This window comes from Proteus genomosp. 4 str. ATCC 51469 (assembly GCF_003144375.1).
In the GTDB taxonomy this organism is placed as follows: domain Bacteria; phylum Pseudomonadota; class Gammaproteobacteria; order Enterobacterales; family Enterobacteriaceae; genus Proteus.
This window is the reverse complement of record NZ_PENV01000024.1, coordinates 16,569-40,820: the sequence shown is the minus strand read 5'-3', so window position 1 is coordinate 40,820 and position 24,252 is coordinate 16,569. Positions and strand designations below refer to the sequence as shown.

The 24,252-nt window shown below is 37.6% G+C and carries 21 protein-coding genes and 2 tRNA genes; 17 read left to right on the top strand and 6 right to left on the bottom strand.

Annotated elements, in window-relative coordinates:
- The first annotated feature begins 66 nt into the window (after nt 1–66).
- From phoA to DK866_RS18250, 4 genes are all read left to right on the top strand, one after another.
- Nucleotides 67–1,506: an alkaline phosphatase gene (gene phoA / locus DK866_RS18265; protein ID WP_109410055.1), complete on the top strand. Its 1,440-nt coding sequence runs from the start codon at nt 67–69 to the stop codon at nt 1,504–1,506.
- Nucleotides 1,507–1,924: 418 nt separating this feature from the next.
- The gene (locus DK866_RS18260) at nt 1,925–3,556 is read left to right on the top strand and encodes a Na/Pi cotransporter family protein (RefSeq protein ID WP_109410054.1); all 1,632 of its coding nucleotides are present in this window, start codon (nt 1,925–1,927) and stop codon (nt 3,554–3,556) included.
- Nucleotides 3,557–3,558: 2 nt separating this feature from the next.
- Complete coding sequence (locus DK866_RS18255; RefSeq protein ID WP_109410053.1) at nt 3,559–4,107, top strand: GNAT family N-acetyltransferase; 549 nt, start codon at nt 3,559–3,561, stop codon at nt 4,105–4,107.
- Nucleotides 4,108–4,298: 191 nt separating this feature from the next.
- Entirely contained in the window at nt 4,299–4,562 is a 264-nt protein-coding gene (locus tag DK866_RS18250; RefSeq protein WP_109410052.1) for a DUF1435 family protein, read from the top strand.
- Nucleotides 4,563–4,626: 64 nt separating this feature from the next.
- On the opposite strand, the gene DK866_RS18245 is transcribed toward DK866_RS18250, so the two are convergent.
- The 3 genes from DK866_RS18245 to rsmC form a co-directional block, all read right to left on the bottom strand.
- Nucleotides 4,627–4,713 (bottom strand) — tRNA-Leu (locus tag DK866_RS18245).
- 37 nt (nt 4,714–4,750) lie between these two features.
- Nucleotides 4,751–4,837: transfer RNA gene (locus tag DK866_RS18240), tRNA-Leu, on the bottom strand.
- Nucleotides 4,838–5,006: 169 nt separating this feature from the next.
- Nucleotides 5,007–6,023, bottom strand: a complete 1,017-nt coding sequence (gene rsmC, locus DK866_RS18235) for a 16S rRNA (guanine(1207)-N(2))-methyltransferase RsmC (RefSeq protein ID WP_072069010.1) — start codon at nt 6,021–6,023, stop codon at nt 5,007–5,009.
- A 129-nt stretch (nt 6,024–6,152) separates the two neighbouring features.
- Here rsmC and DK866_RS18230 point away from each other — a divergent pair, with 129 nt between their 5' ends.
- The 12 genes from DK866_RS18230 (at nt 6,153) to DK866_RS18175 (ending at nt 19,136) form a co-directional block, all read left to right on the top strand.
- Nucleotides 6,153–6,563 carry a DNA polymerase III subunit psi gene (locus DK866_RS18230; protein WP_109410051.1) on the top strand — a complete coding sequence of 137 codons (411 nt, stop codon included), beginning with the start codon at nt 6,153–6,155 and terminating at the stop codon, nt 6,561–6,563.
- Nucleotides 6,532–6,978, top strand: a complete 447-nt coding sequence (gene rimI / locus DK866_RS18225) for a ribosomal protein S18-alanine N-acetyltransferase (RefSeq protein WP_109410050.1) — start codon at nt 6,532–6,534, stop codon at nt 6,976–6,978. Before DK866_RS18230 ends, rimI begins: the two co-directional genes overlap by 32 nt.
- Nucleotides 6,979–7,645: 667 nt before the next feature.
- Nucleotides 7,646–9,235: a peptide chain release factor 3 gene (prfC, locus tag DK866_RS18220; protein WP_072069007.1), complete on the top strand. Its 1,590-nt coding sequence runs from the start codon at nt 7,646–7,648 to the stop codon at nt 9,233–9,235.
- A 729-nt stretch (nt 9,236–9,964) separates the two neighbouring features.
- Nucleotides 9,965–10,309 carry a BON domain-containing protein gene (locus tag DK866_RS18215; RefSeq protein WP_109410049.1) on the top strand — a complete coding sequence of 115 codons (345 nt, stop codon included), beginning with the start codon at nt 9,965–9,967 and terminating at the stop codon, nt 10,307–10,309.
- A 98-nt stretch (nt 10,310–10,407) separates the two neighbouring features.
- Nucleotides 10,408–11,463 (top strand): patatin-like phospholipase family protein, encoded by a 1,056-nt coding sequence (locus tag DK866_RS18210; protein ID WP_109410048.1) that lies wholly within the window; start codon nt 10,408–10,410, stop codon nt 11,461–11,463.
- Between the two features lie 2 nt (nt 11,464–11,465).
- The gene (locus DK866_RS18205; RefSeq protein ID WP_109410047.1) at nt 11,466–12,248 is read left to right on the top strand and encodes a TatD family hydrolase; all 783 of its coding nucleotides are present in this window, start codon (nt 11,466–11,468) and stop codon (nt 12,246–12,248) included.
- 347 nt (nt 12,249–12,595) lie between these two features.
- On the top strand, nt 12,596–13,897 hold the full coding sequence (locus DK866_RS18200) for a NupC/NupG family nucleoside CNT transporter (RefSeq protein ID WP_109410046.1): 1,302 nt from the start codon (nt 12,596–12,598) through the stop codon (nt 13,895–13,897).
- A 520-nt stretch (nt 13,898–14,417) separates the two neighbouring features.
- Complete coding sequence (gene deoC / locus DK866_RS18195) at nt 14,418–15,197, top strand: deoxyribose-phosphate aldolase (protein WP_072069002.1); 780 nt, start codon at nt 14,418–14,420, stop codon at nt 15,195–15,197.
- A gap of 67 nt (nt 15,198–15,264) precedes the next feature.
- Nucleotides 15,265–16,587 carry a thymidine phosphorylase gene (gene deoA, locus DK866_RS18190; protein ID WP_006536108.1) on the top strand — a complete coding sequence of 441 codons (1,323 nt, stop codon included), beginning with the start codon at nt 15,265–15,267 and terminating at the stop codon, nt 16,585–16,587.
- Between the two features lie 66 nt (nt 16,588–16,653).
- Complete coding sequence (gene deoB / locus DK866_RS18185; RefSeq protein WP_072069000.1) at nt 16,654–17,880, top strand: phosphopentomutase; 1,227 nt, start codon at nt 16,654–16,656, stop codon at nt 17,878–17,880.
- A gap of 77 nt (nt 17,881–17,957) precedes the next feature.
- Complete coding sequence (gene deoD, locus DK866_RS18180; protein WP_036934279.1) at nt 17,958–18,674, top strand: purine-nucleoside phosphorylase; 717 nt, start codon at nt 17,958–17,960, stop codon at nt 18,672–18,674.
- Between the two features lie 252 nt (nt 18,675–18,926).
- Nucleotides 18,927–19,136 (top strand): hypothetical protein, encoded by a 210-nt coding sequence (locus DK866_RS18175; protein WP_109410045.1) that lies wholly within the window; start codon nt 18,927–18,929, stop codon nt 19,134–19,136.
- A 532-nt stretch (nt 19,137–19,668) separates the two neighbouring features.
- On the opposite strand, the gene DK866_RS18165 is transcribed toward DK866_RS18175, so the two are convergent.
- A complete protein-coding gene (locus DK866_RS18165; protein WP_109410044.1) occupies nt 19,669–20,118 on the bottom strand; it encodes a hypothetical protein in 450 nt (149 codons plus the stop codon).
- A gap of 695 nt (nt 20,119–20,813) precedes the next feature.
- Here DK866_RS18165 and DK866_RS18160 point away from each other — a divergent pair.
- Nucleotides 20,814–22,550 carry a pyridoxal phosphate-dependent decarboxylase family protein gene (locus DK866_RS18160; protein ID WP_109410043.1) on the top strand — a complete coding sequence of 579 codons (1,737 nt, stop codon included), beginning with the start codon at nt 20,814–20,816 and terminating at the stop codon, nt 22,548–22,550.
- 96 nt (nt 22,551–22,646) lie between these two features.
- Here the strand turns inward: DK866_RS18160 and DK866_RS18155 are convergent, their stop codons facing one another.
- Both DK866_RS18155 and DK866_RS18150 read right to left on the bottom strand, forming a co-directional pair.
- Entirely contained in the window at nt 22,647–22,913 is a 267-nt protein-coding gene (locus tag DK866_RS18155) for a DksA/TraR family C4-type zinc finger protein (RefSeq protein ID WP_109410042.1), read from the bottom strand.
- 160 nt (nt 22,914–23,073) lie between these two features.
- Nucleotides 23,074–24,234 (bottom strand): MFS transporter, encoded by a 1,161-nt coding sequence (locus DK866_RS18150; protein WP_072064354.1) that lies wholly within the window; start codon nt 24,232–24,234, stop codon nt 23,074–23,076.
- Between the last annotated feature and the right edge of the window lie 18 nt (nt 24,235–24,252).

The window sequence follows — 24,252 nt, the reverse complement described above, 5'->3', positions numbered from 1 at the left end:
CCGTAAGCTTTTTCTGACTTAAAACATTAACCCTGTTTTTTTACTTTAGAGTGCAAGGAAAAAGCTATGTCTCATCGTTACCAATGTTCTATTTTATCCGTTATTGTAACAACGCTATTGGCTGGTGCGAGTTTCTCTTCTTTTGCAGCTCCCGTTGCTGCTGATGCAATTTTGGCTCAAGATCGCGCAGCAAAAGGTAATATCACGGAATTTGGTGGTGCTCGCCGTATGACTCAAGATCAAACTGAGGCATTAAAAGCAGCTTTAAATAATAACCAAGCGAAAAATGTGATCCTCTTTATTGGTGATGGCATGGGGGATTCTGAAATCACTGTTGCACGTAACTATGCTGAAGGTGCGGGCGGTTTTTTTAAAGGCATTGATGCGTTACCGATGACGGGTCAATACACACACTATTCATTAGATAGAAAAACACAAAAACCTAACTATGTAACAGATTCGGCAGCCTCAGCAACGGCATGGGCTTCTGGTGTGAAAACTTATAATGGTGCATTAGGGATTGATGTATTTGGTAAGGATCACCAAACCATTTTGGAATTAGCAAAAGCCAATGGAAAGGCAACAGGGAACGTGACTACATCTGAAATTCAAGATGCGACACCTGCCGCACTATTTTCTCATGTCACTGGACGTAAATGTTATGGTCCCGTTGAAACCTTAGAAAAATGCTCAACTAATGCATTAGAAAATGGCGGCAAAGGTTCTATCTCTGAGCAATTATTAGTGACTCGTGCAGACGTTACATTGGGGGGCGGTGCAAAAAGTTTCGCTCAAACCGCCGCTGTGGGGGAATACAAAGGTAAAACGTTAGAGCAACAAGCTATTGAGCGTGGTTATCAAATCGTCAAAGATGCAAAATCGTTAGACGCAATTACTTTGGCAAATCAGGATAAACCGGTATTAGGTTTATTCCATGAAGGTAATATGGCTGTTGCGTGGGAAGGTCCTAAAGCGGTTTATCATGGCAATATCAATAATCCACCATTAGAGTGCAAACCTAACTCTAAACTCGATCCTAATGCGCCAACATTGGCACAAATGACTAAAAAAGCGATCGATTTACTGAAAACTAATGAAAACGGTTTCTTCTTACAAGTTGAAAGTGCCTCTATTGATAAGCAAGATCATAATGCTAACCCTTGTGGACAAATTGGTGAAACTGTTGCGTTAGATGAAGCTGTACAGATCGGTTTAGATTTCGCTAAACAAAACGGTGATACATTGATTATTGTCACCGCTGACCATGCGCATTCAAGCCAGATTATTGAAGCTGATGTGAAATCAAGTGGATTAACACAGGCGCTTATCACTAAAGATGGCGCGGTTATGGTGGTGAATTACGGTAACTCTGAAGAAGAATCTCAAGAGCATACTGGTGCGCAATTGCGTGTGGCTGCTTATGGTCCACATGCGGCTAATGTGGTTGGATTAACTGACCAAACAGACTTGTTCTTCACAATGCGTGATGCAATGGGTCTGAAATAAATTTGAGTTAATACTGTAGTCTGTCTGAACTTGTAGTCGAATTGCCTTACTAAATTGTTGTATTTTTGCGCGACTCAGAGAGATACCCTCTAGTCGCGTTTTTTTATTAAAAATAAACATAAGAAAATAAAATGATAATAAATCAATAGGTTATTTATTATCTGATTTTGAAAATTACACATTCTCTGTTATAATCAACAGAATTTACAAATAAATCTATGTAATATTCTCAACTTCTCCATTGATTATTGCACTTAAGTTGCAATATCTTTTTGTCTAATAACACTCTACGTTATTTAGGCATTACCAATAAAAATCTTTTCTCAGATGTATTATCTGCTCATGGTCTTTCTCTTTTTATGAGATTGAAGGAGAACAGAGTCAAACAAACAACGATAAAAATAAGGTTATTATTTCTATGCTGACACTGCTTCATTTACTCTCATCAGTCGCGCTTCTTGTCTGGGGAACACATATTGTTCGTACAGGGATCATGCGTGTCTTTGGCTCTGATTTGCGCCGAATTTTAGGTAAAAGTATTAATAAAAAATCCAACGCTTTCCTTGCAGGGGTTGGGGTAACGGCATTAGTCCAGAGCAGTAATGCAACGGCACTTTTGGTTATCTCTTTTGTGACGCAAGGACTTATTTCGATTACACCTGCACTTGTTATTATGTTAGGTGCGGATGTAGGTACGGCACTTATGGCACGAGTGCTGACGTTTGATCTCTCTTGGTTATCTCCACTTCTTATTCTTATTGGTGTCATTACTTTTTTAAGTCGTAAAAAAGAGCGAGTTGGGCAACTTGGGCGTGTAGGGATTGGTCTTGGTTTAATTATTCTCGCTTTGCAACTTATCGTGACATCCGCAGAGCCAATTACTCATGCGAGTGCGGTACAAGCTATCTTTACATCATTAAGTGGGGACACTGTTTTAGCTCTCTTAGTAGGCGCTTTGTTTGCCATGGTGAGTTATTCAAGCCTTGCTGCAGTGTTATTAACTGCGACATTAAGTGCAACAGGGTTAATGCCTTTGTATATCAGCTTATGTATTGTGATTGGTTCTAATATTGGTAGTGGTTTACTGGCATTAATGAGTAGCCGAGGACAAAATGTTGTTTCTCGCCAAGTTGTATTAGGAAGTCTATTTTTTAAATTGATTGGTGCATTTCTGGTTTTACCTTGGATAACCTTAATTGCGAATAAAATTCAGCAATACGGTTTTTCTCCAGCAGAAGTCGTTATCTATTTTCATGTTATCTATAATCTTGCACGCTGTGTATTGATGATCCCTTTTGTCGGCATAATGGCAAAATTATGTCAGAGACTTATTCCGGAATTACCAGTCGCAGGATCTGAAGTTGCGCCTCGTTATTTGGATCAATCTGCTATTGATACACCATCTTTAGCTATCGCTAATGCAGTTAGAGAATCACTACGATTAGGTGATGTTGTAGAACAAATGTTGCAACGTTTTACTGCATTAATGGAAGGTGATCGTCAGCAGAAAAGGGAAATTAGTCAGTTAGAAGAAGAGGTTGAATTGCTTCATAGCAGTATTAAATTGTACATGGCGCAAATTCAACAGCATGATCTGGGCACTGAAGATTCTCGACGTTGGGCAGAAATTATTGATACAGCGATGAATTTACAACAATCATCGGCTATTATTGCGCGCATGTCAGTTGAAGTGGTGAGTAAAGGTTTAAATCATCACTTATTTTTATCGGAGGAAGGGCGTCGTGAATTACAGACACTCCTTGAGCGTCTGCAAAGTAATCTGAATCTGGCGATGTCGGTATTTGTTTCCGGCAACATGGAACATGCTCGTAAGTTACGTCGAGCAAAACATCGTTTCCGTTTACTCAACCAACGTTACTCGTTTGCACATGTAGAACGTCTTCATTTGCATAATATGCAAAGCATTGAAACTAGTTCTCTGCATACCAGTTTGCTTGGTGATATGAAACGGTTGAATTCCTTATTCTGTGCGGTGGCTTACCACGCACTAGAACGAAGTGAATCATCATCAGAACAGGTTAATCTTTAATAATGAAAAATGTTATTCGTCAATTAACACGAAATGAAATTCCACAAGTTTGGGAAATCGATAGAACTGAGCTTATTGAAAAACTATATGTATTAAAAGAAGGAAAGTTGCTTTTATCAGAGCAGCGCTTTGATATGAAAGGTTGGCCAGAAGGTGAAGCGGAACATTACACCCCTGTTTTACTTGAAAGCTTTGATCGAGGAGCGCCTTTTTGGGGCGTTTTTGAGCGTGATCGATTGGTCGCAGCGGCAAGTGTTGATCCGAAAAAGCGCGGTAAAAATGGTAGTCTACTTCAACTCTCTTTTTTACATGTTAGCCACCAGCAACGTGGGCAAGGTTTAGCACGAATACTCTTTGACTATTGCGTGAAATATGCGAAGGAAAACGGTGCGGATGGATTATATATCTCATCAACACCATCTGAAAATAGTGTGAATTTTTATCAGCATCTAGGGTGCCGCTTAATTGATATTCCTGATCCTGAACTTTATGAAAGAGAGCCAGAAGATATTCATTTGGTCTTTTATTTTATAAAGTCAAATAACGCATAATTTCGTTTATTAATAACATGATAAAATCAAACGCCTTTTCGTGAGAATGAGAAGGCGTTTTTTATATTGTAGAAAACGCTTTAACCCTTTAAAAATTAAGGATATAGAGAGTTTTTTTTCTTTATATAAGTTGATTTAGTACCGGTGTTATATATAATAATGAAAATCATTATCATTAATGGTGAGTTATTATGGCTAAATCAACACGTTTATCTCCAGTCACTTCTTGGACATCTCGTATCAGTTTGTGGGAAATGTTAGCTGTTTCTTCTTTACTTACCGTCATTATGCACTCTATTGCTGGAACATCTGCATTTACGTTAGTTTTAGTTGTTTCAATGCTGCTATCAACATTGATGTTATTCCATAAGAAATTGCAGATGTGGGTGATGATCCCTGCTGGAGTTGTGTTGACTTATAGCTTAATGACACTGTTAGCCACATATTATGGGTAATGAATAGAAAGCAATAAAGGATTATTAACTGGGGGTTATCAAAGGAAAAGAAAGGTTAATTGAGTGGTGCGAAGAGGGGGACTTGAACCCCCACGTCCGTAAGAACACTAACACCTGAAGCTAGCGCGTCTACCAATTCCGCCATCCTCGCAGTCTTACTCAATTATTTAGCTCTACAAAAGTGTGTTTGGTGCGAAAAGGGGGACTTGAACCCCCACGTCCGTAAGGACACTAACACCTGAAGCTAGCGCGTCTACCAATTCCGCCACCCTCGCAATCTAAACATTATCTTTGTAGATAGGAGGCGAATTTTAGGCCTTTTATTTTTGGCGTCAATTATTTTTTATCATTAAATTATCTTAGTGATGAAAAATAAAACACCTTGAATTATCACTTAAAACCAGCCCAAAAATAAAGCCCTGTTTTAGATAACAGGGCCTGTGATTAATCTTTCTTGGTGGCTTGGTAAACTTTAAATTTACCTGTTGATGCAAGCACTTCATGAGAGCCAAATACATGATCCAGAATGTCTGGATAAGGGATAAATGAATTCGCTACAATGCGTAATTTCCCCCCTTTTTTTAGGTAATTAGGTGCAAGGCGAATAATATCTTCAGCCGCAGTATAGCTTGTACCTAAACCATCATGGAAAGGCGGATTTGAGATTATCCAATCATAAGTTTCTTCAACGGCAGAATAGACATTACTCGCAATCACTCGGCCTTCTAATTCATTCACATTTAATGTCGCAATACTGGAAGAAATTGCAGCTGCATTTACATCACACAAAGTGAGTTTCAGCATTGGGTTTTTCTTGCCTAATACAGTAGCAAGAACACCACAACCACATGCCATATCTAGTAAATCACCAACCATTGCATCATCAAAAGTTGAAAGTAATAAACGGCTACCTTCATCTAATGCATTTTGGCTAAAGACACCCGGTAATGCCATTACGGTTAAATCGTTATGGCGATAAGTTTGCCACCAGTTATTACGGTCAAACAGTGTTTGATATGTTTGTGTACCAAAAAATAAGCTACAACGGCGTGCTGAATCTATTTTTTTAAGTTTAGCGATACCGTTCATTAATTCAGTTGCACTTTTAACACCGCTACGGTTTTCACCAACGATAAAGATTTCAGTACCCACTTGTAAGTTAGAGCAAAGGCTACGCAGTTGGAAAGTGGCTTCGTTTTTATTTTTAGGCCAAAAATAGATCAAGGTATTGCAATATTTTACAAAGGATTGATCTGCAACTAAACCGAAGAGTGCATTATCACCCATTGATTTTAGTAATGGTAACCATTGGTGATATTGGTTTGTATATGCTCTGACACTTTTCGCCTGGATCTGTGCTGCAAAAGTATCTTGAAGATCACCTGCAATAAGTACATGCCTGTCTGCGAAATGATCTAGGTGACGAAGAATAACTTCGCTAGCAGGGGACAGTGAGGACATTATGATTATTACTCCTTAAAAAACATGAGACGCATGATATCAGATATAAAGAAACCGACGCTATTTATTGGCGTAGTTTATGCCCTCTGATACTATGTACCGTTGTTCTACACTTGATAGGTAAGCATAATGAGCCGTAAAGACAGAATGTTATCCCAACTAGGAATTCGTCAGTGGGTACTTCGTAAGCCCGCAGTGTTAAAAGGCGAGCATTCTGTTCAATTTCCGGATACAACACGTTTACTTATCATTACTGATGATACCGTTGATCTAAATAACGGGCTTTTCTCTGATATTTTTAGCGCCATGGGGATAGATAAAAACGAAATCTATTGTATTACAACAGACGATGTGAGCATGCTCACAGAATCATTTGATCTTCCCTGCTGGTTATTAGGCACTGATCTCATTCTTCCCTCGGAATATACTTCTTTGAGAAGCCCTTCATTGCATCAATTATATTTTGATGCCGATGCAAAACGCGATCTTTGGAAACAAATCTATCAATATGAAGACCATTTCACCCTTAAACTCTGCTGATTTACCTTTAGCATGGCAAATAGAAAAATTAAGTCATTCATTCCCTTGGAGTGAAGAAACATTTTATAGTAACCAAGGAAGTCATTATTTTAATCTGAAAATTTGCATTGATAATATTATTGTAGGTTTTGCAATTACGCAATTAATATTAGATGAGGCAACACTTTTTAATATCGCAATCCATCCTGATTATCAGGGAAAAGGTTACGGTAAGGCACTTTTATTGGAACTGATTGAAACACTTGAGAAAAAAAATATCACGACCTTGTGGTTAGAGGTACGAGAATCTAATGAAAAAGCGTTCAATCTCTATGAATCTATAGGATTTAATTTTGTTTCAAAACGCAAAAACTATTACCCAACAAAAACGGGAAATGAAGATGCGATTATCATGGCTTATCCTATTTCTTTCTAATTAAATCTTTATTTAAGTTAAATTTAAAGCGCCTTTTTTGGGGCGTTTTTTTATTTTATACGGAGTGATTTTAATTTATTTTTTATTGATTTTATTTAAAATTTATCTTTATTTTTACTTAATGGAAATTTATCAAGTTAATTTCACTTTTGTCATGCTTTCATTGTGAGGTTAATGTGATTATAACGGTGTTAAAATAGTGAACGATATATAAAATAAGTAAATCGAGTATTTGGTTTTGTTTTAAATAAAGTGATTAGTCTCTAAATATACAGAATTAAAATTTAAATAAATGTACATTTATTTTAAATATTATATTCAATCCCGCTTTTAACCTAAAATAAATAGGCTAATTCTTGGCTTTATTAGTAGCTCATAAAGGCTGTTTATAAAATTCTTAGTAAAATAGTTGTCTTGGGAGTATCAATGAAACAACGTTGCTCTATAAAGCAATAGATATGATTAATTTTTTCAAACACTAGGCATCACTCCCTCAAGCAGATAAAATAGTAACCATTGATTGTTTATACAGACAAGATAGGCGAAAATAAGCGCCAATTAAGATTAACTTGCGGGTTGAATGTCTTTATAGTCACTTTAATTATTAGTTATATAAATATATCAGTGCCTTACATTCACTCGCCTATCAACCAGAAGATCACCATTGATGTCTAATCCTATTTTTCAGCAAGAAGTTGCTCGTCGTAGAACTTTTGCCATTATTTCTCACCCCGATGCGGGTAAAACAACTATCACTGAAAAAGTGTTGTTATTCGGACAAGCGATTCAACGTGCAGGAACCGTAAAAGGACGTGGTTCAAATCAGCATGCAAAATCTGACTGGATGGAAATGGAAAAACAACGTGGTATTTCTATTACAACCTCAGTTATGCAATTCCCTTATGCTGATTGTCTAGTTAACTTACTCGATACCCCAGGGCATGAAGACTTCTCTGAAGATACCTATCGTACTTTAACGGCTGTTGACTGCTGTTTAATGGTGATTGACTCTTCTAAAGGGGTTGAAGATCGTACACGTAAGTTAATGGAAGTAACGCGTTTACGTGACACTCCAATTCTGACTTTTATGAATAAACTCGACCGTGATATTCGTGACCCAATGGAAGTCATGGACGAAGTTGAAACTGAGCTAAAAATTGCTTGCAGTCCTGTTACTTGGCCTATCGGTTGTGGAAAACTTTTTAAAGGGGTTTATCACATTCTGAAAGATGAAACTTATCTTTATCAAACAGGCCAAGGCCACACTATCCAAGATTCTCGTGTCATCAAAGGATTAGATAACCCAGAGCTTGATGAAGCGATAGGTGATGATTTAGCAAGCCAATTACGTGACGAGTTAGAGTTAGTATTAGGCGCATCTCATGAATTTGATCATGAAGCCTTTTTAGCAGGTGAATTAACACCTGTGTTCTTTGGTACAGCATTAGGTAACTTTGGTGTTAACCACATGCTTGATGGCCTTGTAAAATGGGCGCCAGCACCAATGCCTCGCCAAACAGATATGCGCCAAGTTACAGCTAATGAAGAAACGTTCACTGGCTTTGTTTTTAAAATCCAAGCAAATATGGACCCTAAGCACCGCGACCGTGTAGCATTTTTACGTGTTGTATCCGGTATGTATGATAAAGGTATGAAATTACATCAAGTCCGAATCAAAAAAGATGTGGTGATTTCAGATGCATTAACCTTTATGGCTGGCGATCGTTCTCACGTTGAACATGCTTACCCTGGCGATATTATTGGTCTTCATAACCATGGTACCATTCAGATTGGTGATACTTTTACGCAAGGTGAAATTCTGAAATTCACGGGTATTCCTAACTTTGCGCCAGAGTTATTCCGCCGTATTCGTTTACGTGATCCGTTAAAACAGAAACAGTTACTTAAAGGATTGGTACAGTTATCAGAAGAAGGTGCGGTACAAGTCTTTAGACCATTGGCTAATAACGATTTAATCGTTGGTGCGGTCGGTGTGCTTCAGTTTGATGTGGTTGTTGCAAGACTTAAGAGTGAATATAACGTTGAAGCGATTTATGAATCCGTTAACGTTTCAACGGCACGCTGGGTTGAGTGTGATAACGAGAAGAAACTCGAAGAATTTAAACGTAAAAATGAACAAAACTTGGCACTAGATGGTGGTGATAACTTAACGTATATCGCACCAACGATGGTGAACTTGAATTTAACGCGTGAACGTTATCCTGATGTTGAGTTTCATCAGACTCGTGAACACTAATTCTCGTCTTACTCGTCATACTTCAAGGTGTAGCGTTGTTGACTACGTTCATTCGCATTAGTCACATACTTGTGTATGTTCCTAGCGACTCATTTACTTGTCGCCTAGCTACATCTTGAATTATTTAGAGTAAGAATGCAGTCATACTTCAAGGTGTAGCGTTGTTGACTACGTTCATTCGCATTAGTCACATACTTGTGTATGTTCCTAGCGACTCATTTACTTGTCGCCTAGTTGCAACTTGAATTATTTAGAGTAATGGTATTGGCATACTTACAGTTGTAACTTGAATTATTTAGAGTAATGGTATTGGCATACTTACAGTTGTAACTCGAATTATTTAGAGTCTGTAATCTGATGAAAAGGCTATATTTTTTAATATGGCCTTTTTTTTCTTCGTTTTTCTTTGTTAAATCTACTCTGCATATCCCTAATATCCTACCAAAAAGCCCCTCTACATTCGGAATTACTCTTTTTTATTTCTGTTAACATGATATCTGTTTTTACACTTATTTATAAATTTATGTAAAATTTTTTATAGTTTTATTGGTTATTATTAGAATAAAATTATTAGGATTAGTCTTTATTTGCTATTTTTTGCTTTATTTAATACTAATAGCTTATTAGTGTAATAACTTAACTTGTTAATTTTTTGTAGTACTTCATAAAAATAAAGATATTAAAACACACACATTTCCTAACTCAGTTATTGTGATTAAGGGGAGAGCAATGAAACAATATAAAACGTTTAAATTAGCATTATTTATGTCCATGGGGCTTGCTTTTGTCAGTATGGGAGCATCAGCTGAAACATCATGGTATAGCGAAATTAATAGTGGAACGAATAACACAGGTTACGCTATCAGCGATACAGCGATTTCTACAAAAATTAAAGACACATTATTGCCGATCGAAAGCATTGATAGTGAATCGCTTTCTATTCGTACAGAATTTGGTCATGTATTTGTGACCGGCTTTGTTAAGAATAAAGAGCAAGAAGCGCAAATTATACAAATTATTGAAAAAGTAGAAGGCGTAAAAAGTGTTGATTCTTCAGTAAATATTCGATCTTAAATTAAGATACGTTGTTTTTTATTTGTATGAATACGTAAAAATAATGACGCCGAAAAAATGTGCGGGTATCCTTTGTTAAGTTGTATAAAGGAGACATTATGGGGAAGTATATACCTGTCACATTAAATAATATTACAGCACTCGAATTTCAATCATCTCTACCACAAGGTAAAGTCGCTTTAGTCTGTGAAGGTGGAGGTCAACGTGGGATCTTTACCGCAGGTGTTCTTGATGAATTTATGCGTTCACAATTTGATCCCTTCGATATTTTGCTTGGGGTGTCTGCGGGCGCACAAAATTTATCCGCTTTTGCCTGTGGTCAGCGTGGCTATGCGCGTAAAATTATTAATCGTTATACAACTAATAACCAATTTTTTAATCCTATCCGATTTGTCCGTGGCGGTAATTTATTAGATTTAGATTGGTATATAGAAACGACAGCAAAAGAAATGCCTCTTGATATGCCAACAGCATTACGGCGTTTTGATACTGGCCGTGAATTTTATATGGTAGCCAGTCGTTCTGATAATTTCCAAGCAAATTATTTTCAACCAGATGAGCCAACTTGGCTTGATATCATCAAAGCATCTAGTGCAATTCCTGCTTTTTATCGTAATGGTGTTTTATTCCATGATGTTGTCTATCATGATGGCGGAATAAGTGATGCTATTCCTGTCAGGGAAGCTTATCGGCGGGGTTGTCGTACTATTGTTGTTGTGCGTACGGTGCCTTCTGAATATCAATATACCACTGAGTGGGTCGATCGTATGGGTAAATGGTTCGAAAATAGCCGTTTACAACGTTTTATGGCGATGGCTCAAGTTCATATTGAAACCTATACCGAAACACTTAAATTTATTCAATCGCCTCCAGAAGATGTTGTGGTTATCGAAATCTATCCACCAACGACGTTACAATCAAGTGCATTAGGTAGTCGTTTAAATGCATTAAATCATGATTATCATGTAGGTAGGCGTTGTGGACGCTATTTTTTAGCGACAATAGGTCAGCATTTTTCTAAGAAAAAATTCAAACAACATGATAAAAAAATCTTTAGCCTATTTGAGCAAGAAGCAAAGGCGGATAAAGCGGAGGATGCTTCTATTATTCAACAAGGAACAAGAAGCGTGCATCCTGATGTAAGGCAGGTTTAAGAATGAATAAATTTATTGATACTCACTGTCATTTTGATTTTCCTGTTTTTTATAATGATATTGCGAATAGCTTATCTTTAGCGCATCAAGCGCAAGTTAAAAAAATTATTATTCCTGCAGTTGCTCGTTGGAATTTTGATGTGGTGACTGAGTTATCAAATGAATATCCTCAATTATATAGCGCATTAGGATTACATCCTTTATATATTGAAGAGCATACAGAGCAGCATCTCATTGAATTAGAACAGAAACTAAAAATAGATCCTCGTTGTGTTGCTATCGGAGAAATAGGGCTTGATGACTATATGGATAACCCGCAACCAGAAAAGCAGGAACGCTTTTTAATTGCACAACTTAAATTAGCGACTAAGTTTGATTTACCCGTTATTTTACACTCACGTAAAACTCACGATAAGTTAAGTGCGCTGTTACGTCGTTATGATGTTCCGCGTAAAGGGGTTGTACACGGTTTTGCAGGAAGCCAGCAACAAGCTGAAAAATTTATTCAGCAAGGTTATTTTATTGGTGTTGGTGGTACGATTACTTATGAACGAGCACAAAAGACACGCCGAGCAATTGCTTCATTGCCACTCGAATCGCTATTACTAGAAACAGATGCTCCTGATATGCCAGTGAGTGGTTTCCAAGGTGAGCCTAATCGGCCTGAGCGTATTCAATATGTTTTTTCCCAACTCTGTGAGCTACGTCAAGAACCCTCTGAGGTAATTGCACAGCAACTCTATCTTAATAGCCTACAATTATTTCGGTTAACAGATAATGCCTAGTTGTTGAATTGATTCATCCTACGATTAAAAATTCATTTTAATTTAATCTTATTTATATGAATAAGGTGTTTATTTAACTTTATTGTCTAAGATTGAATACAAGGATTGTTAATCATATGATGTTTTCCCTTTATTCAACCTATTCAATAAATGCGTTTTCCTCTCTTTTTATGTGATCTGCTTCTCATTTGTGACCTTTTTGTTACTTTTTTCAGATTCTATTTGTGATGGATGTTGAGGGTTATTTTCTTAGACTAGGTATAATCATCCGGCAAAAAGAGTCAATAAGCTCTGACTAGAGCGTTATTGATAATCCATTAAATTTTTATATGAACAGGGATCCTTCAATGCAACTCATTATGAGCTTGGTCGGAATGGCAACATTAATTTTGATAGCCATTCTGTTTTCCAGCAATCGACGTGCAATTAGACTACGTACAGTTGGTGGCGCATTCCTTATTCAGATTGGCTTAGGTGCATTTGTTCTTTATTCCGACGGTGGTCGCGAGGTACTTCTTGCGGTTTCTGATGGCGTCAAGAATGTAATTGATTACGGCAATAACGGGATGAGCTTCCTATTTGCAGGCCTAGTATCAGATAAAATGTTCGAGTTGTTTGGTGGTGGCGGTTTCGTATTCGCCCTACGCGTACTGCCTGTTATCGTGTTCTTCTCTTCACTCATTGCAGTGCTGTATTACCTTGGCATTATGCAAATTGTCATTAAAATTCTCGGTGGTGGCTTACAAAAAGTACTTGGCACATCACGAACAGAATCTATGTCTGCCACTGCAAATATTTTCGTTGGACAAACAGAAGCCCCACTTGTTGTTCGCCCTTATATTGCAAGAATGACAACCTCTGAACTCTTTGCGGTTATGTGTGGTGGTTTAGCTTCTGTTGCGGGTTCAGTGCTTGCTGGGTATGCCAGCATGGGTGTGCCGTTAGAGTATTTGATCACCGCATCCTTTATGGCGGCTCCAGGTGGTTTACTCTTTGCTAAATTGTTGATCCCTGAAACAGAAACGCCAGACGATCAAAAAGACGCGCTTGATAAAATGGCAGATGACGAAAAACCAGCCAATATTATCGATGCCGCGGCTGCGGGTGCATCTTCAGGTCTACAGCTTGCCCTAAACGTAGGTGCCATGTTGCTTGCTTTCGTTGCCTTGATTGCATTAGTCAATGGTATTCTTGGTGGCATTGGTGGCTGGTTTGGCTATGAGAATTTCTCATTAGAACTGGTGCTAGGTTGGGTATTTGCACCAATTGCCTTCTTGATTGGTGTACCTTGGAGTGAGGCAACCATTGCCGGCTCATTTATTGGACAAAAAATTGTTATCAATGAGTTCTATGCTTACTCTGAATTTAGTAAATATCTAAAAGAGGATGCATTAGTTGCAGGTTCTGGATTAGTAGTGTTATCTGCTCAAACGAAGGTTATTATCTCCTTTGCATTATGTGGTTTTGCTAACCTATCTTCTGTTGCTGTACTGCTAGGTGGTTTAGGTGGAATGGCGCCAAACCGTCGTAAAGATGTGGCTCGTTTAGGAATGAAAGCTGTGCTAGCTGGTACACTCTCTAACTTAATGAGTGCAACAATTGCAGGATTCTTCTTTGCATTAACGGCAATGGCAGTTGTTGCCGCTTAATTGATTTAATTGTAAAGAGCAGATGGGTATTTTACCTATCTGCTCTTTTATGTTTGTTTTCTGTTGTAATGTTAACTACTTTTATTGTGTGAGATATTTCGCAGATTGTATTGAATATGGTCACAAAGGTTGTCATTTAATGTGTATTACACTTTTCTTGCGTTATAAAGACGACTTAAAAACGGTATTCAAGTAACATTAAACCAGAAAATGACCTAATTGTGATATTTGTCACATTTTTATGTCATTGCTTGCAAGTTACATTTGATTAGTGTGACGTAAAGCACATCTAATTGTTCCTTAGCGTGTTCAAATAAGATGTGCTGAAACTTCATGGAATGGCGAAGGCTCAATGACGGGTCGCCGAAGTGAGCATAGCGCGGTGAGAGGGAGCTCAGCTGTCGTTGTAGCACTAGTTACAACAACATCTTCAAGGAACCAAGTCCGCTCGCCAACAAATTTAATCGCTAACCTTAAGCGTATGCCCAAAAGGGCTTAAGAAACATCGTTGGAGAGTTTTATGACAGATTTAACCGCTGCAGCGCGCCTTGCGCTGTCTTTGATGGATTTAACTACATTAAATGATGATGACACTGATGCAAAAGTGACTGCGTTATGTCATCAGGCTAAAAGCCCAGAAGGCAATACAGCCGCTATTTGTATCTACCCACGCTTTATTCCGTTAGCACGTAAAGTGTTACGCGAACAGGGTACACCAGAAGTCCGTATCGCAACCGTAACTAACTTCCCTCATGGTAATGATGATTTAGATATCGCATTAGCTGAAACCAATGCGGCATTAGCTTATGGCGCAGATGAGGTTGACGTAGTTTTCCCTTACCGTGCATTAATGGCAGGTAACGAGCAAATCGGTTTTGATATCGTTAAAGCATGTAAAGAAGCTTGCGCAGAAGCAGGTTCTTTATTGAAAGTCATCATTGAAACGGGTGAGCTGAAAGATCCTGCTCTTATCCGTAAAGCCTCTGAAATTTCAATCAAAGCGGGTGCTGACTTTATTAAAACTTCCACAGGTAAAGTACCTGTAAATGCAACACTGGAAAGCGCTGAGTTAATGATCCAAGTGATCCACGATATGGGTGTTGGCAAAGAAGTTGGTTTTAAACCTGCAGGTGGTGTTCGTACCGCTGAAGAAGCTGCTCAATATCTAGCATTAGCTAACCGCATTATGGGTGACAACTGGGTTGATGCCCGTCACTTCCGTTTTGGCGCATCAAGCTTGTTAGGTAATTTACTAGCCACTTTGGGTCATGGCGAGCAAAAATCGTCTAGTGGTTACTAATCCATTCGTGTAATACGCCCACGTTTTATTGTGGGCGTTATCAATGCTATAAAGCCAGGAGGTTGCAGTGTTTCTTGCCCAAGAGATTATTCGTAAAAAACGTGATGGTCATCCTTTAACAGAGGAAGAAATTCGTTTTTTCATTAACGGTGTCAGAGATAATACTGTTTCTGAAGGTCAAATTGCTGCATTAGCAATGACTATTTATTTCCACGATATGACGATGCCTGAGCGTGTTGCTCTGACATTAGCTATGCGTGATTCCGGTACAGTACTGAACTGGAAAAGCCTAAATTTAAACGGTCCAATTGTTGATAAACACTCAACAGGTGGTGTGGGTGATGTCACTTCACTGATGTTAGGGCCAATGGTTGCCGCGTGTGGCGGTTATGTTCCTATGATTTCAGGTCGTGGATTAGGTCATACAGGTGGAACATTAGATAAACTCGAAGCTATTCCTGGTTTCGATATCTTCCCTGATGATGAGAAATTCCGCGATATTATTCGTAACGTGGGTGTTGCTATTATCGGACAGACTAATTCATTAGCACCTGCTGATAAACGCTTTTATGCTACCCGTGATATTACTGCTACAGTTGATTCAATCCCTCTTATCACAGCCTCTATTCTAGGTAAAAAATTAGCCGAAGGCTTAGATGCATTAGTGATGGACGTTAAAGTGGGATCGGGTGCCTTTATGCCGACTTATCAGAAATCTGAAGAGCTGGCTGAGTCTATTGTTCAAGTAGCAAATGGCGCAGGCTGTCAAACTACGGCACTGTTAACGGATATGAATGAAGTTCTAGCTTCTAGCGCAGGTAATGCTGTCGAAGTTCGTGAAGCCGTTCAATTCTTAACTGGTGAATACCGTAATCCTCGCCTATTTGAAGTCACTATGGCGCTGTGTGTTGAAATGTTAGTATCAGGCCGTTTAGCGGATGATCGTCAACAGGCTCGTCAAAAACTGCAAGATGTGTTGGATAACGGTAAAGCGGCAGAAGTCTTTGGTCGTATGGTTGCAGCACAGAAAGGCCCATCTGATTTTGTTGAAAACTACAATAAATACCTGCCAACTGCGGTATTAAGTAAACCTGTATTTGCTGAGAAAGCTGGGTTTATCACAGAAATGGATACGCGTGCATTAGGTATGTCTGTTGTGACATTAGGTGGTGGTCGTCGTAAAGCCACTGATGCAATTGATTATAGTGTGGGATTAAGCGACATCGTAGCGCTTGGTGCTGAAATCAATACAGACACACCGTTAGCGATGATCCATGCTAACAGTGAAAAATCATGGCAAGAAGCTGCGGCTGAAGTCCGTAAAGCGATGGTAATTGGTGATAGCAAACGTGAAGCCTCACCAATGGTGTACCGTCAAATCAGCGAATAAGAACTCAATTACGATTTATAAGTGACATATCCGTGGTCTACGGAGAATGACACAGGAGAGAGAATTATGAAACGTGTACATATCATGGTATTAGATTCCTTCGGTATCGGTGCTGCTGGTGATGCAGAAAAATTCGGTGACCAAGGTTCAGATACTTTAGGGCATATCGCACAAGCGTTTGCTGACGGTAAAGCAGATAAAGAAGGTCGTAAAGGCCCACTTCATTTGCCAAATCTTTGCCGTTTAGGTTTAGGTAAAGCCGCTGAAGAATCAACAGGTAAATTCCCTATTGGTTTAGATAAAAACGCAGATATCATCGGTGCTTATGGCTACGCGAGTGAAATCTCTTCTGGTAAAGATACTCCGTCAGGCCACTGGGAAATCGCGGGTGTTCCTGTGCTTTTCGATTGGGGATACTTTAAAGAGTTGAAAAACTCATTCCCACAAGAACTGCTAGAAAATATCGTTAAACGTGCAAAATTACCTGGGTACTTAGGCAACTGTCACGCATCTGGTACAGTTATTTTGGATGAGCTTGGCGAAGAACACATGAAAACCGGTAAACCGATTTTCTATACTTCTGCTGACTCTGTATTCCAAATTGCATGTCATGAAGAAACTTACGGTTTAGACGAATTATATGAGCTGTGTGAAATTGCTCGTGATGAATTAAACAAAGGTGATTACAACATTGGTCGTGTTATTGCGCGTCCATTTATTGGTGATAAACCAGGTAACTTCGCCCGTACAGGTAACCGTCATGATTTAGCCGTAGAGCCACCAGCACCAACTATGTTGAAAAAACTGGTTGATGAAAAACAAGGTCATGTTGTTTCTATCGGTAAAATTGCTGATATCTACGCAAACGTAGGTATCACTAAAAAAGTGAAAGCAACAGGTATTGATGCACTGTTTGATGCAACACTTGAAGAAATGAAACTCGCGGGCGATAACACAATCGTTTTCACCAACTTTGTTGACTTCGACTCCTCTTACGGCCACCGTCGTGATGTTGTCGGTTATGGTGAAGCACTGGAATTATTCGACCGTCGCTTACCAGAACTAATGGAACTGGTAAAAGAAGATGACATTCTTATCTTAACAGCAGACCACGGTTGTGACCCAACTTGGCCAGGTTCTGATCATACTCGTGAGCACATTCCTGTTCTGGTTTATGGTCCTAAAGTTAAACCTGGTTCATTAGGTCATCGTGAAACCTTCGCTGATATCGGCCAAACTGTTGTGAAATACTTCGGTTTATCTCCGGTCGATTATGGTAAAGCAATGTTTTAATTTAACTTCGGTAGGTATAGCAATATGCCTACCGAATGATATTTGAATAGTAAAAAGATCAATTAAAAGGAAGAATTATGGCTACCCCTCATATTAACGCAGAAATGGGCGATTTTGCTGATGTCGTTTTAATGCCGGGCGACCCGCTTCGTGCTAAATACATCGCTGAAACTTTTTTACAAGACGTGCGTCAGGTAAACAATGTTCGTGGTATGTTAGGTTTTACAGGTACGTATAAAGGCCGTAAAGTTTCTGTAATGGGCCACGGTATGGGTATTCCTTCCTGCTCAATTTACGCAAAAGAATTAATTACAGATTTCGGCGTGAAAGTTATCATCCGTGTTGGTTCATGTGGTGCAGTATTACCAGATGTTGAACTGCGTGATGTTGTTATCGGTATGGGCGCATGTACTGACTCTAAAGTTAACCGTCTACGTTTCAAAGACCAAGACTTTGCCGCTATCGCTGATTACCAATTAGTTCAAAATGCTGTTGATGCAGCCAAAGCGAAAGATATTAAAGTTCGCGTTGGTAATATTTTCTCTGCTGATCTGTTCTACTCTCCAGATCCAGAAATGTTTGATGTAATGGAAAAATACGGCATCCTAGGTGTTGAAATGGAAGCAGCAGGTATCTACGGTGTTGCAGCTGAATACGGCGCAAAAGCACTGACTATCTGTACTGTATCTGACCACATCAAAAAAGGTACACAGACCACTGCAGAAGAGCGTCAAACTACCTTTAATGAAATGATTGAAATTGCATTAGAATCTGTTCTGTTATTAGAAGACTAATCAATACATTTCGTTGCTTAAAAATAATAAAAACCCAATTTAAAAATTGGGTTTTTTTATGTCTATTTACTCAAAAATATAAATAGAAGTTTTAAATAAAATACTTAATATCAATAGGTTAGTTGTTATTTTTTTGGCTTGCCACTATCTATTTTCTTGACTATCAATAGTGTATTTTGTAGCCTATATAACATAGGTAATGAGATTGAAGATCTCTATTCCTACATTTTTATAGCAAAGTAGGAGGGTAATATGAACTTTGATATGTGCATAGCCCAAAATTGTGCATCTTTTTTTAACCCGATAACAAAAGTATTTGTTGTGGTTGATTCATTTAATAATTATGAGTTTGATGTACGTACAGGAACTTTATCTCATACGGAATTTGTAGGTACGATTACCGCAACAAGTGATGAAGAATTGAATAAGAAACTCGCTGAGATCACGGCTGCCTATATATGATAACAGAGCAAGAAATAAATCAGTTAGTTGCAAATATTAATGAAATTCTTTAAGAAGATAGGGCTAAATTAAAAATATCATTCCATTTTGCAGTCGAACGACTTAATGATAATCGTAATAACCCACCAATTACTTTAAATGAACTTAGAACTATATTTATAAAATTTATTAAGCATCATTTACAGAAAATATTAGAAAAAGAAGAAGGTTTTTCTTTTACGATAAAATGTAAAAAATCAGGTATTGCAATACCTTGCGCTATTGAACATGAGTTTGATATTGGTTCAAAATGTGTAATACAGCAAGTCATTACTATTATGCGAAAATGGGATTTTAACGCTTATCACGGCGATGCCCTTTTTGAAATTTAGATAACTCAACGCCTTAAAATCATTATTTAATTTATTCTCTTTAATATAGCTATTAGTTATAGGGGAGCGCTTAATATATTAATTATTAGAGCGTCAATTTAAATAATAAAAACCCAATTTAAAAATTGGGTTTTTTTATGTCTAATTAATAAAGTTAAAAACTATGGAGCATAAATATACGTTTCTAAATAAGGGTCCATTTTAATCGCGTAGTTTTTTAGATTATTCAGGCTAGGGGTTAACGGATCTTTGCACTCTTTTTTACTAATAATGTTATTGTCTTTATAAACAATCACGCCGTTAAAGTTCCATCCTCTACCTTCACCGTCATAAACAACGTAGCTGTAATTTCCATTCTTAAATCGAATATAAGTCGATGCTCCAGCAACAAACATCTGATGCCCATAAAAGACATTATTATTAGGTTGCTGAGGAACTGGTAGTGTGATCTCTGTTTTAGCAAGTGTGCCATAGCGATACACAGGGGGATTCCCATGTTCGGCAAATACACTGACATACTTACCATTTTCAAGTTGGCAGGTAAATTCTTCAGCATAGACACTTGCGGATAATAATACGAATACAGCAGCAACAGTGATATGTGCTTTCATATTGTCTTCTCCGTTAATTACCTACTTTATTACTTTAAGTATCGGCAAAAAAAGCAAAAGATGTAGAGTAAATATTCTGATTATTTAGCAGGGTGACTATCTTTTGTTTTTAACCAATATTTTTGTTATTTACAGGATTATTGTCTGTGATTATTTTCTTTTTTATATTTTCATTAGTGACTACCCTCTATTTTAACCCTAACCCATATTTTGTACCTAATAATAGTTAAAATTAGAATTAATTTGCTAATTGTTGAAAATATAGCAGTGTTTTAGTTTGATTTTATTGGTAGTAACTAAACTTAATGTAATTTTAGCTGTACTAATTGCGGAAATAACAGATTAATACAATTAATTAAACTGAGAGTCTAATGATATCATATGGTTAGCTAGTTATTATTGTATTTTGATTATATTTCAAATAGTTAATAGTATTGTTGGTGATTGTTTCTATTTATAGTCCTATTTTCATTGTGATCTCAGTCACATAAGCATATTAATGAAAAATTTGCGTCTGTAAATTTAACTTTCCGTATCAACTTAATTTGTTGATATTAATAATAAATATTATTAAACCTGTTATGTTTTATGGGATAGATGCTATCGCATAGAACACTAACTAATTTAATTAGAAAATGTATAGTATTGCTATGCAATTAAATTAAATTATTGTCGGTTTCTATTTGGAGAATATAGTGAAAAATCAAGATTTATTAGGTCTATCTTCTGCTAACATTCTAAACGCGGAATTTGAGAAGAAATACCACGACGTTATTGCTCACTTTTTCAGCCGAGATCCGAAGTATTGGCCGATATTTCAGGATAAAACAATCCAATCGATTACACAGTTTAGAAAAACCACAACTAATGATAATGACCAATTACAGCGTTATTCTAATGGGCCACAAATATTTGAACGTTTAATGGCGGATACGCAAATCCAGCAACATATTAATTACCCAGAAAACGATCCTAATGAGCTACTCATGTTAGTTTCAACACTGTGTAAAAACTGGGAAAATCCATTAGCTGTTGAAAACGTGATTGCAATGCCAAGTGATCCAGGTGTTTATGGTTCAATCTTAGGGTTAATGGGCAATCCTAACATGGTGTATTGCGAATATTCTGGTGTTGCTGATGCGTTAGAAAAAGTGACGATAAAAAAAGTCGCTAAATTGGTTGGTTACGATCCTGAAGTTGCCTCAGGTGTATTCACTCAAGGTGGCACCATGTGTAACTTATATGGTTATCTCTTTGGATTACGCAAATCTATGCCTAATTCTAAACATTTAGGTATGGCAGCAGATCAAGATTATCGCATCATTAACTCCCAAGGCGGTCACTATTCAAACATGACTAACCTTGCACTGTTGGGGGTTGATGTTGATAACAAAACTATCCGTATTAAAGTATCTGAAGATAACACCATTAATTTAGAACACTTAGAGCGTGAGCTAAGAGCGTGCTTTACTGTTAAATGCAAAGTACCAACTATCATGTTAACCACAGGAACAACAGACACCTTTGGTGTGGATGATGTGAAAGGGGTTTGTGAGTTACGTGATCGCTTATGTGAAGAGTTCGAGATCCCTGTTAAGCCTCATGTTCACGTTGATGCCGCTGTGGGCTGGCCTATTATCTTCTTCTTAGAATATGATTTCAGCAGTAATCCACTGGCAATTAATGATGTTACCTTAGAAGGCTTACGTCAGAACGTTGAGAAATTTAAACATCTGAAATATGCCGACTCCATTACGATCGACTTCCATAAATGGGGCTATGTACCTTATACCTCAAGTTTAGTATTGGTGAAAAATGGCAATGACTTCGTGGCACTGGAAAACGATCCAGAAAACTTCACCTATTTTGAGCATGAATTAGAAGGGCAGACTCACTTACAATCTACTATTGAATGTACACGTAGTGGTGTGGGTATCTTTGGTGCTTATTCTGCAATGCACTATATGGGGATTGAAGGTTACCAAACCATTATTGCCCACTGTTTACAAAACGCGAACTACATGCGCCATCAGTTGTTAGAGATGGGTAATGCGAAAGTGATCGTACCGCAAAACCAAGGCCCAAGTGTTGGTTTTAAACTGTATGATCCAAACCTAGTGAAAGATCCTAATGTTGCTTTTGATTTAGAGTTAACGTGCTCTACAGATAAAGAAGCATATGACTTTATGGTTCATAACACACAGTGGCATAGAAAACTTTTCTTACAACGTGGTAGAGAAGGATTATTTACTAACTGGGTAGATTCTATTGCTTGCTCGAAATATGCGAAAAATAACCGTTACGTTTATCTTCCAGGTGAAAAAGCGGTATTTATGAATCCAAATACTGAACGTGCACATATTGACAATTTCATGAAGATTTTAACCGAAATGAGTCAAAATATGAGCTCAAAAAAGGCTGCGAAAATCTAATTAAATCATTGTTTGATTAAATAAAACAAACTGTACTTTAATCGAGAAAACTCGTATTAAGGTACAGTTTTTATTTTATATGATAACAATTGCAGATTATCTGAGTTGGCTATCTTTACTACCACGGCGATTATACCCACTAAAGGCATTATTCTTTTTATCAATAGCGTCTTGGCAGTTTAAACAATAACGTACACCAGGAACGGCTTTTTGCCGAGCTGGAGAGATTGGCTCACCACATTCATCACAAAACTCTGCACTTTCACCTTGTGCCATTTGATTGCGAGCTCTTGCAATTGCATCATCAATAGTGGCATCTATTTGCTCTTGAACAGCACTATCATTAGCCCATCCACTTGCCATCATATTCTCCTATTTTAACAGTGAATATAAATACTATTATTAGGGCGATGGTGAAAAAATCAACAGAATAAAAGAGAATATAGATTGCGAAGATAGGGTGATAGAAATAAAAACCCCCTCATAGAGAGGGGGAAAATTTCAGAGGCATAATACGTCGTTGTTATTGTTTTTGTTCTCTAATAAACAGAGAAATGATAAAGAAGAGGGCGACGAATACGATAATGAGGTTAAAGCCAACAGAAACATTATAGCTTTCTGAAACCTGACCAATTAATGAACCTGCTAACGCACCACCCAATCCAGAAGCAACATAAATCAATCCCATCACTGAGCCACTTTTGCTGGTTAATTTTGTGGCAACGGCGGCGGCTGTTGGAAACAGCACTGATAATGCAAAACCAAATACCATAAACAGATAAACAACATCTTGCACAAAGATACGGCTTACAATAATGGCTATCAGAGAAAATAATGAAAATAAAATAAGCGTTTTGCGATCACCCAATGCAAGGTTAATAAAGCCACCAATAAAACGACCAATAGTAAATAAGAAAGCAAAACTAGAAATCACATAAGCGGCGGTTTCTGCTTTTTGTGCGCTACTCATATTTCCAATATCCATAGAGGTATAGAAGATAGGGAAGAAGTTTAAGAAAGCGGCTTCAGCAGCAACATACAGCGTAATAAATAAGATAACTAATAATAGCGATTTTTGTGTCAGTAACTCTAAAAAGTCACTGAATTTCATATCAACTTGTGCGCTGTTTTCTATTTTTAATGTACTCAATACGAGAATAATGACCGCAACAATAACGGCAACACCCACATAAAAAGTACGCCATGAAATAGAGTGTGAAAATAGATATTGTAAAATTAGTGGAGTGACAATCATCCCTACGCCAAACATTGCATTGGAGACGTTAAACATCATGCCAGCTTTCTCTTTATAGAAAGTCGGAATAACGGTCACGATAGAGACAAGCATTGAGCCAATACCTAATCCAATAACCAGATAAAAGCCAAAAAATAGCATCACATTAAAAGCAAGGCTAGTTCCTGTTAAGCCAACAGCCATCATCAGTGAGCCAATAAACATCATGACTTTTAACCCTTTCTTATCGGTAAAATAGCCTGTTAATAAACTGGCAATTAAAAAACCGATTTGGAAAAAGGTAATTAATGAGCCAACTTGGCTCATATTTAATGAAATATCATGTTGAACTTGTTCGAGAATAAGTCCTTTTGTATTTTGAATGCCACCGAGTAAAAACATCGTGACAAACAGAAGGAAAAAGACTTTCCATTTTTGTTGTTTAGCCATAATTTTATCCTGATTTTC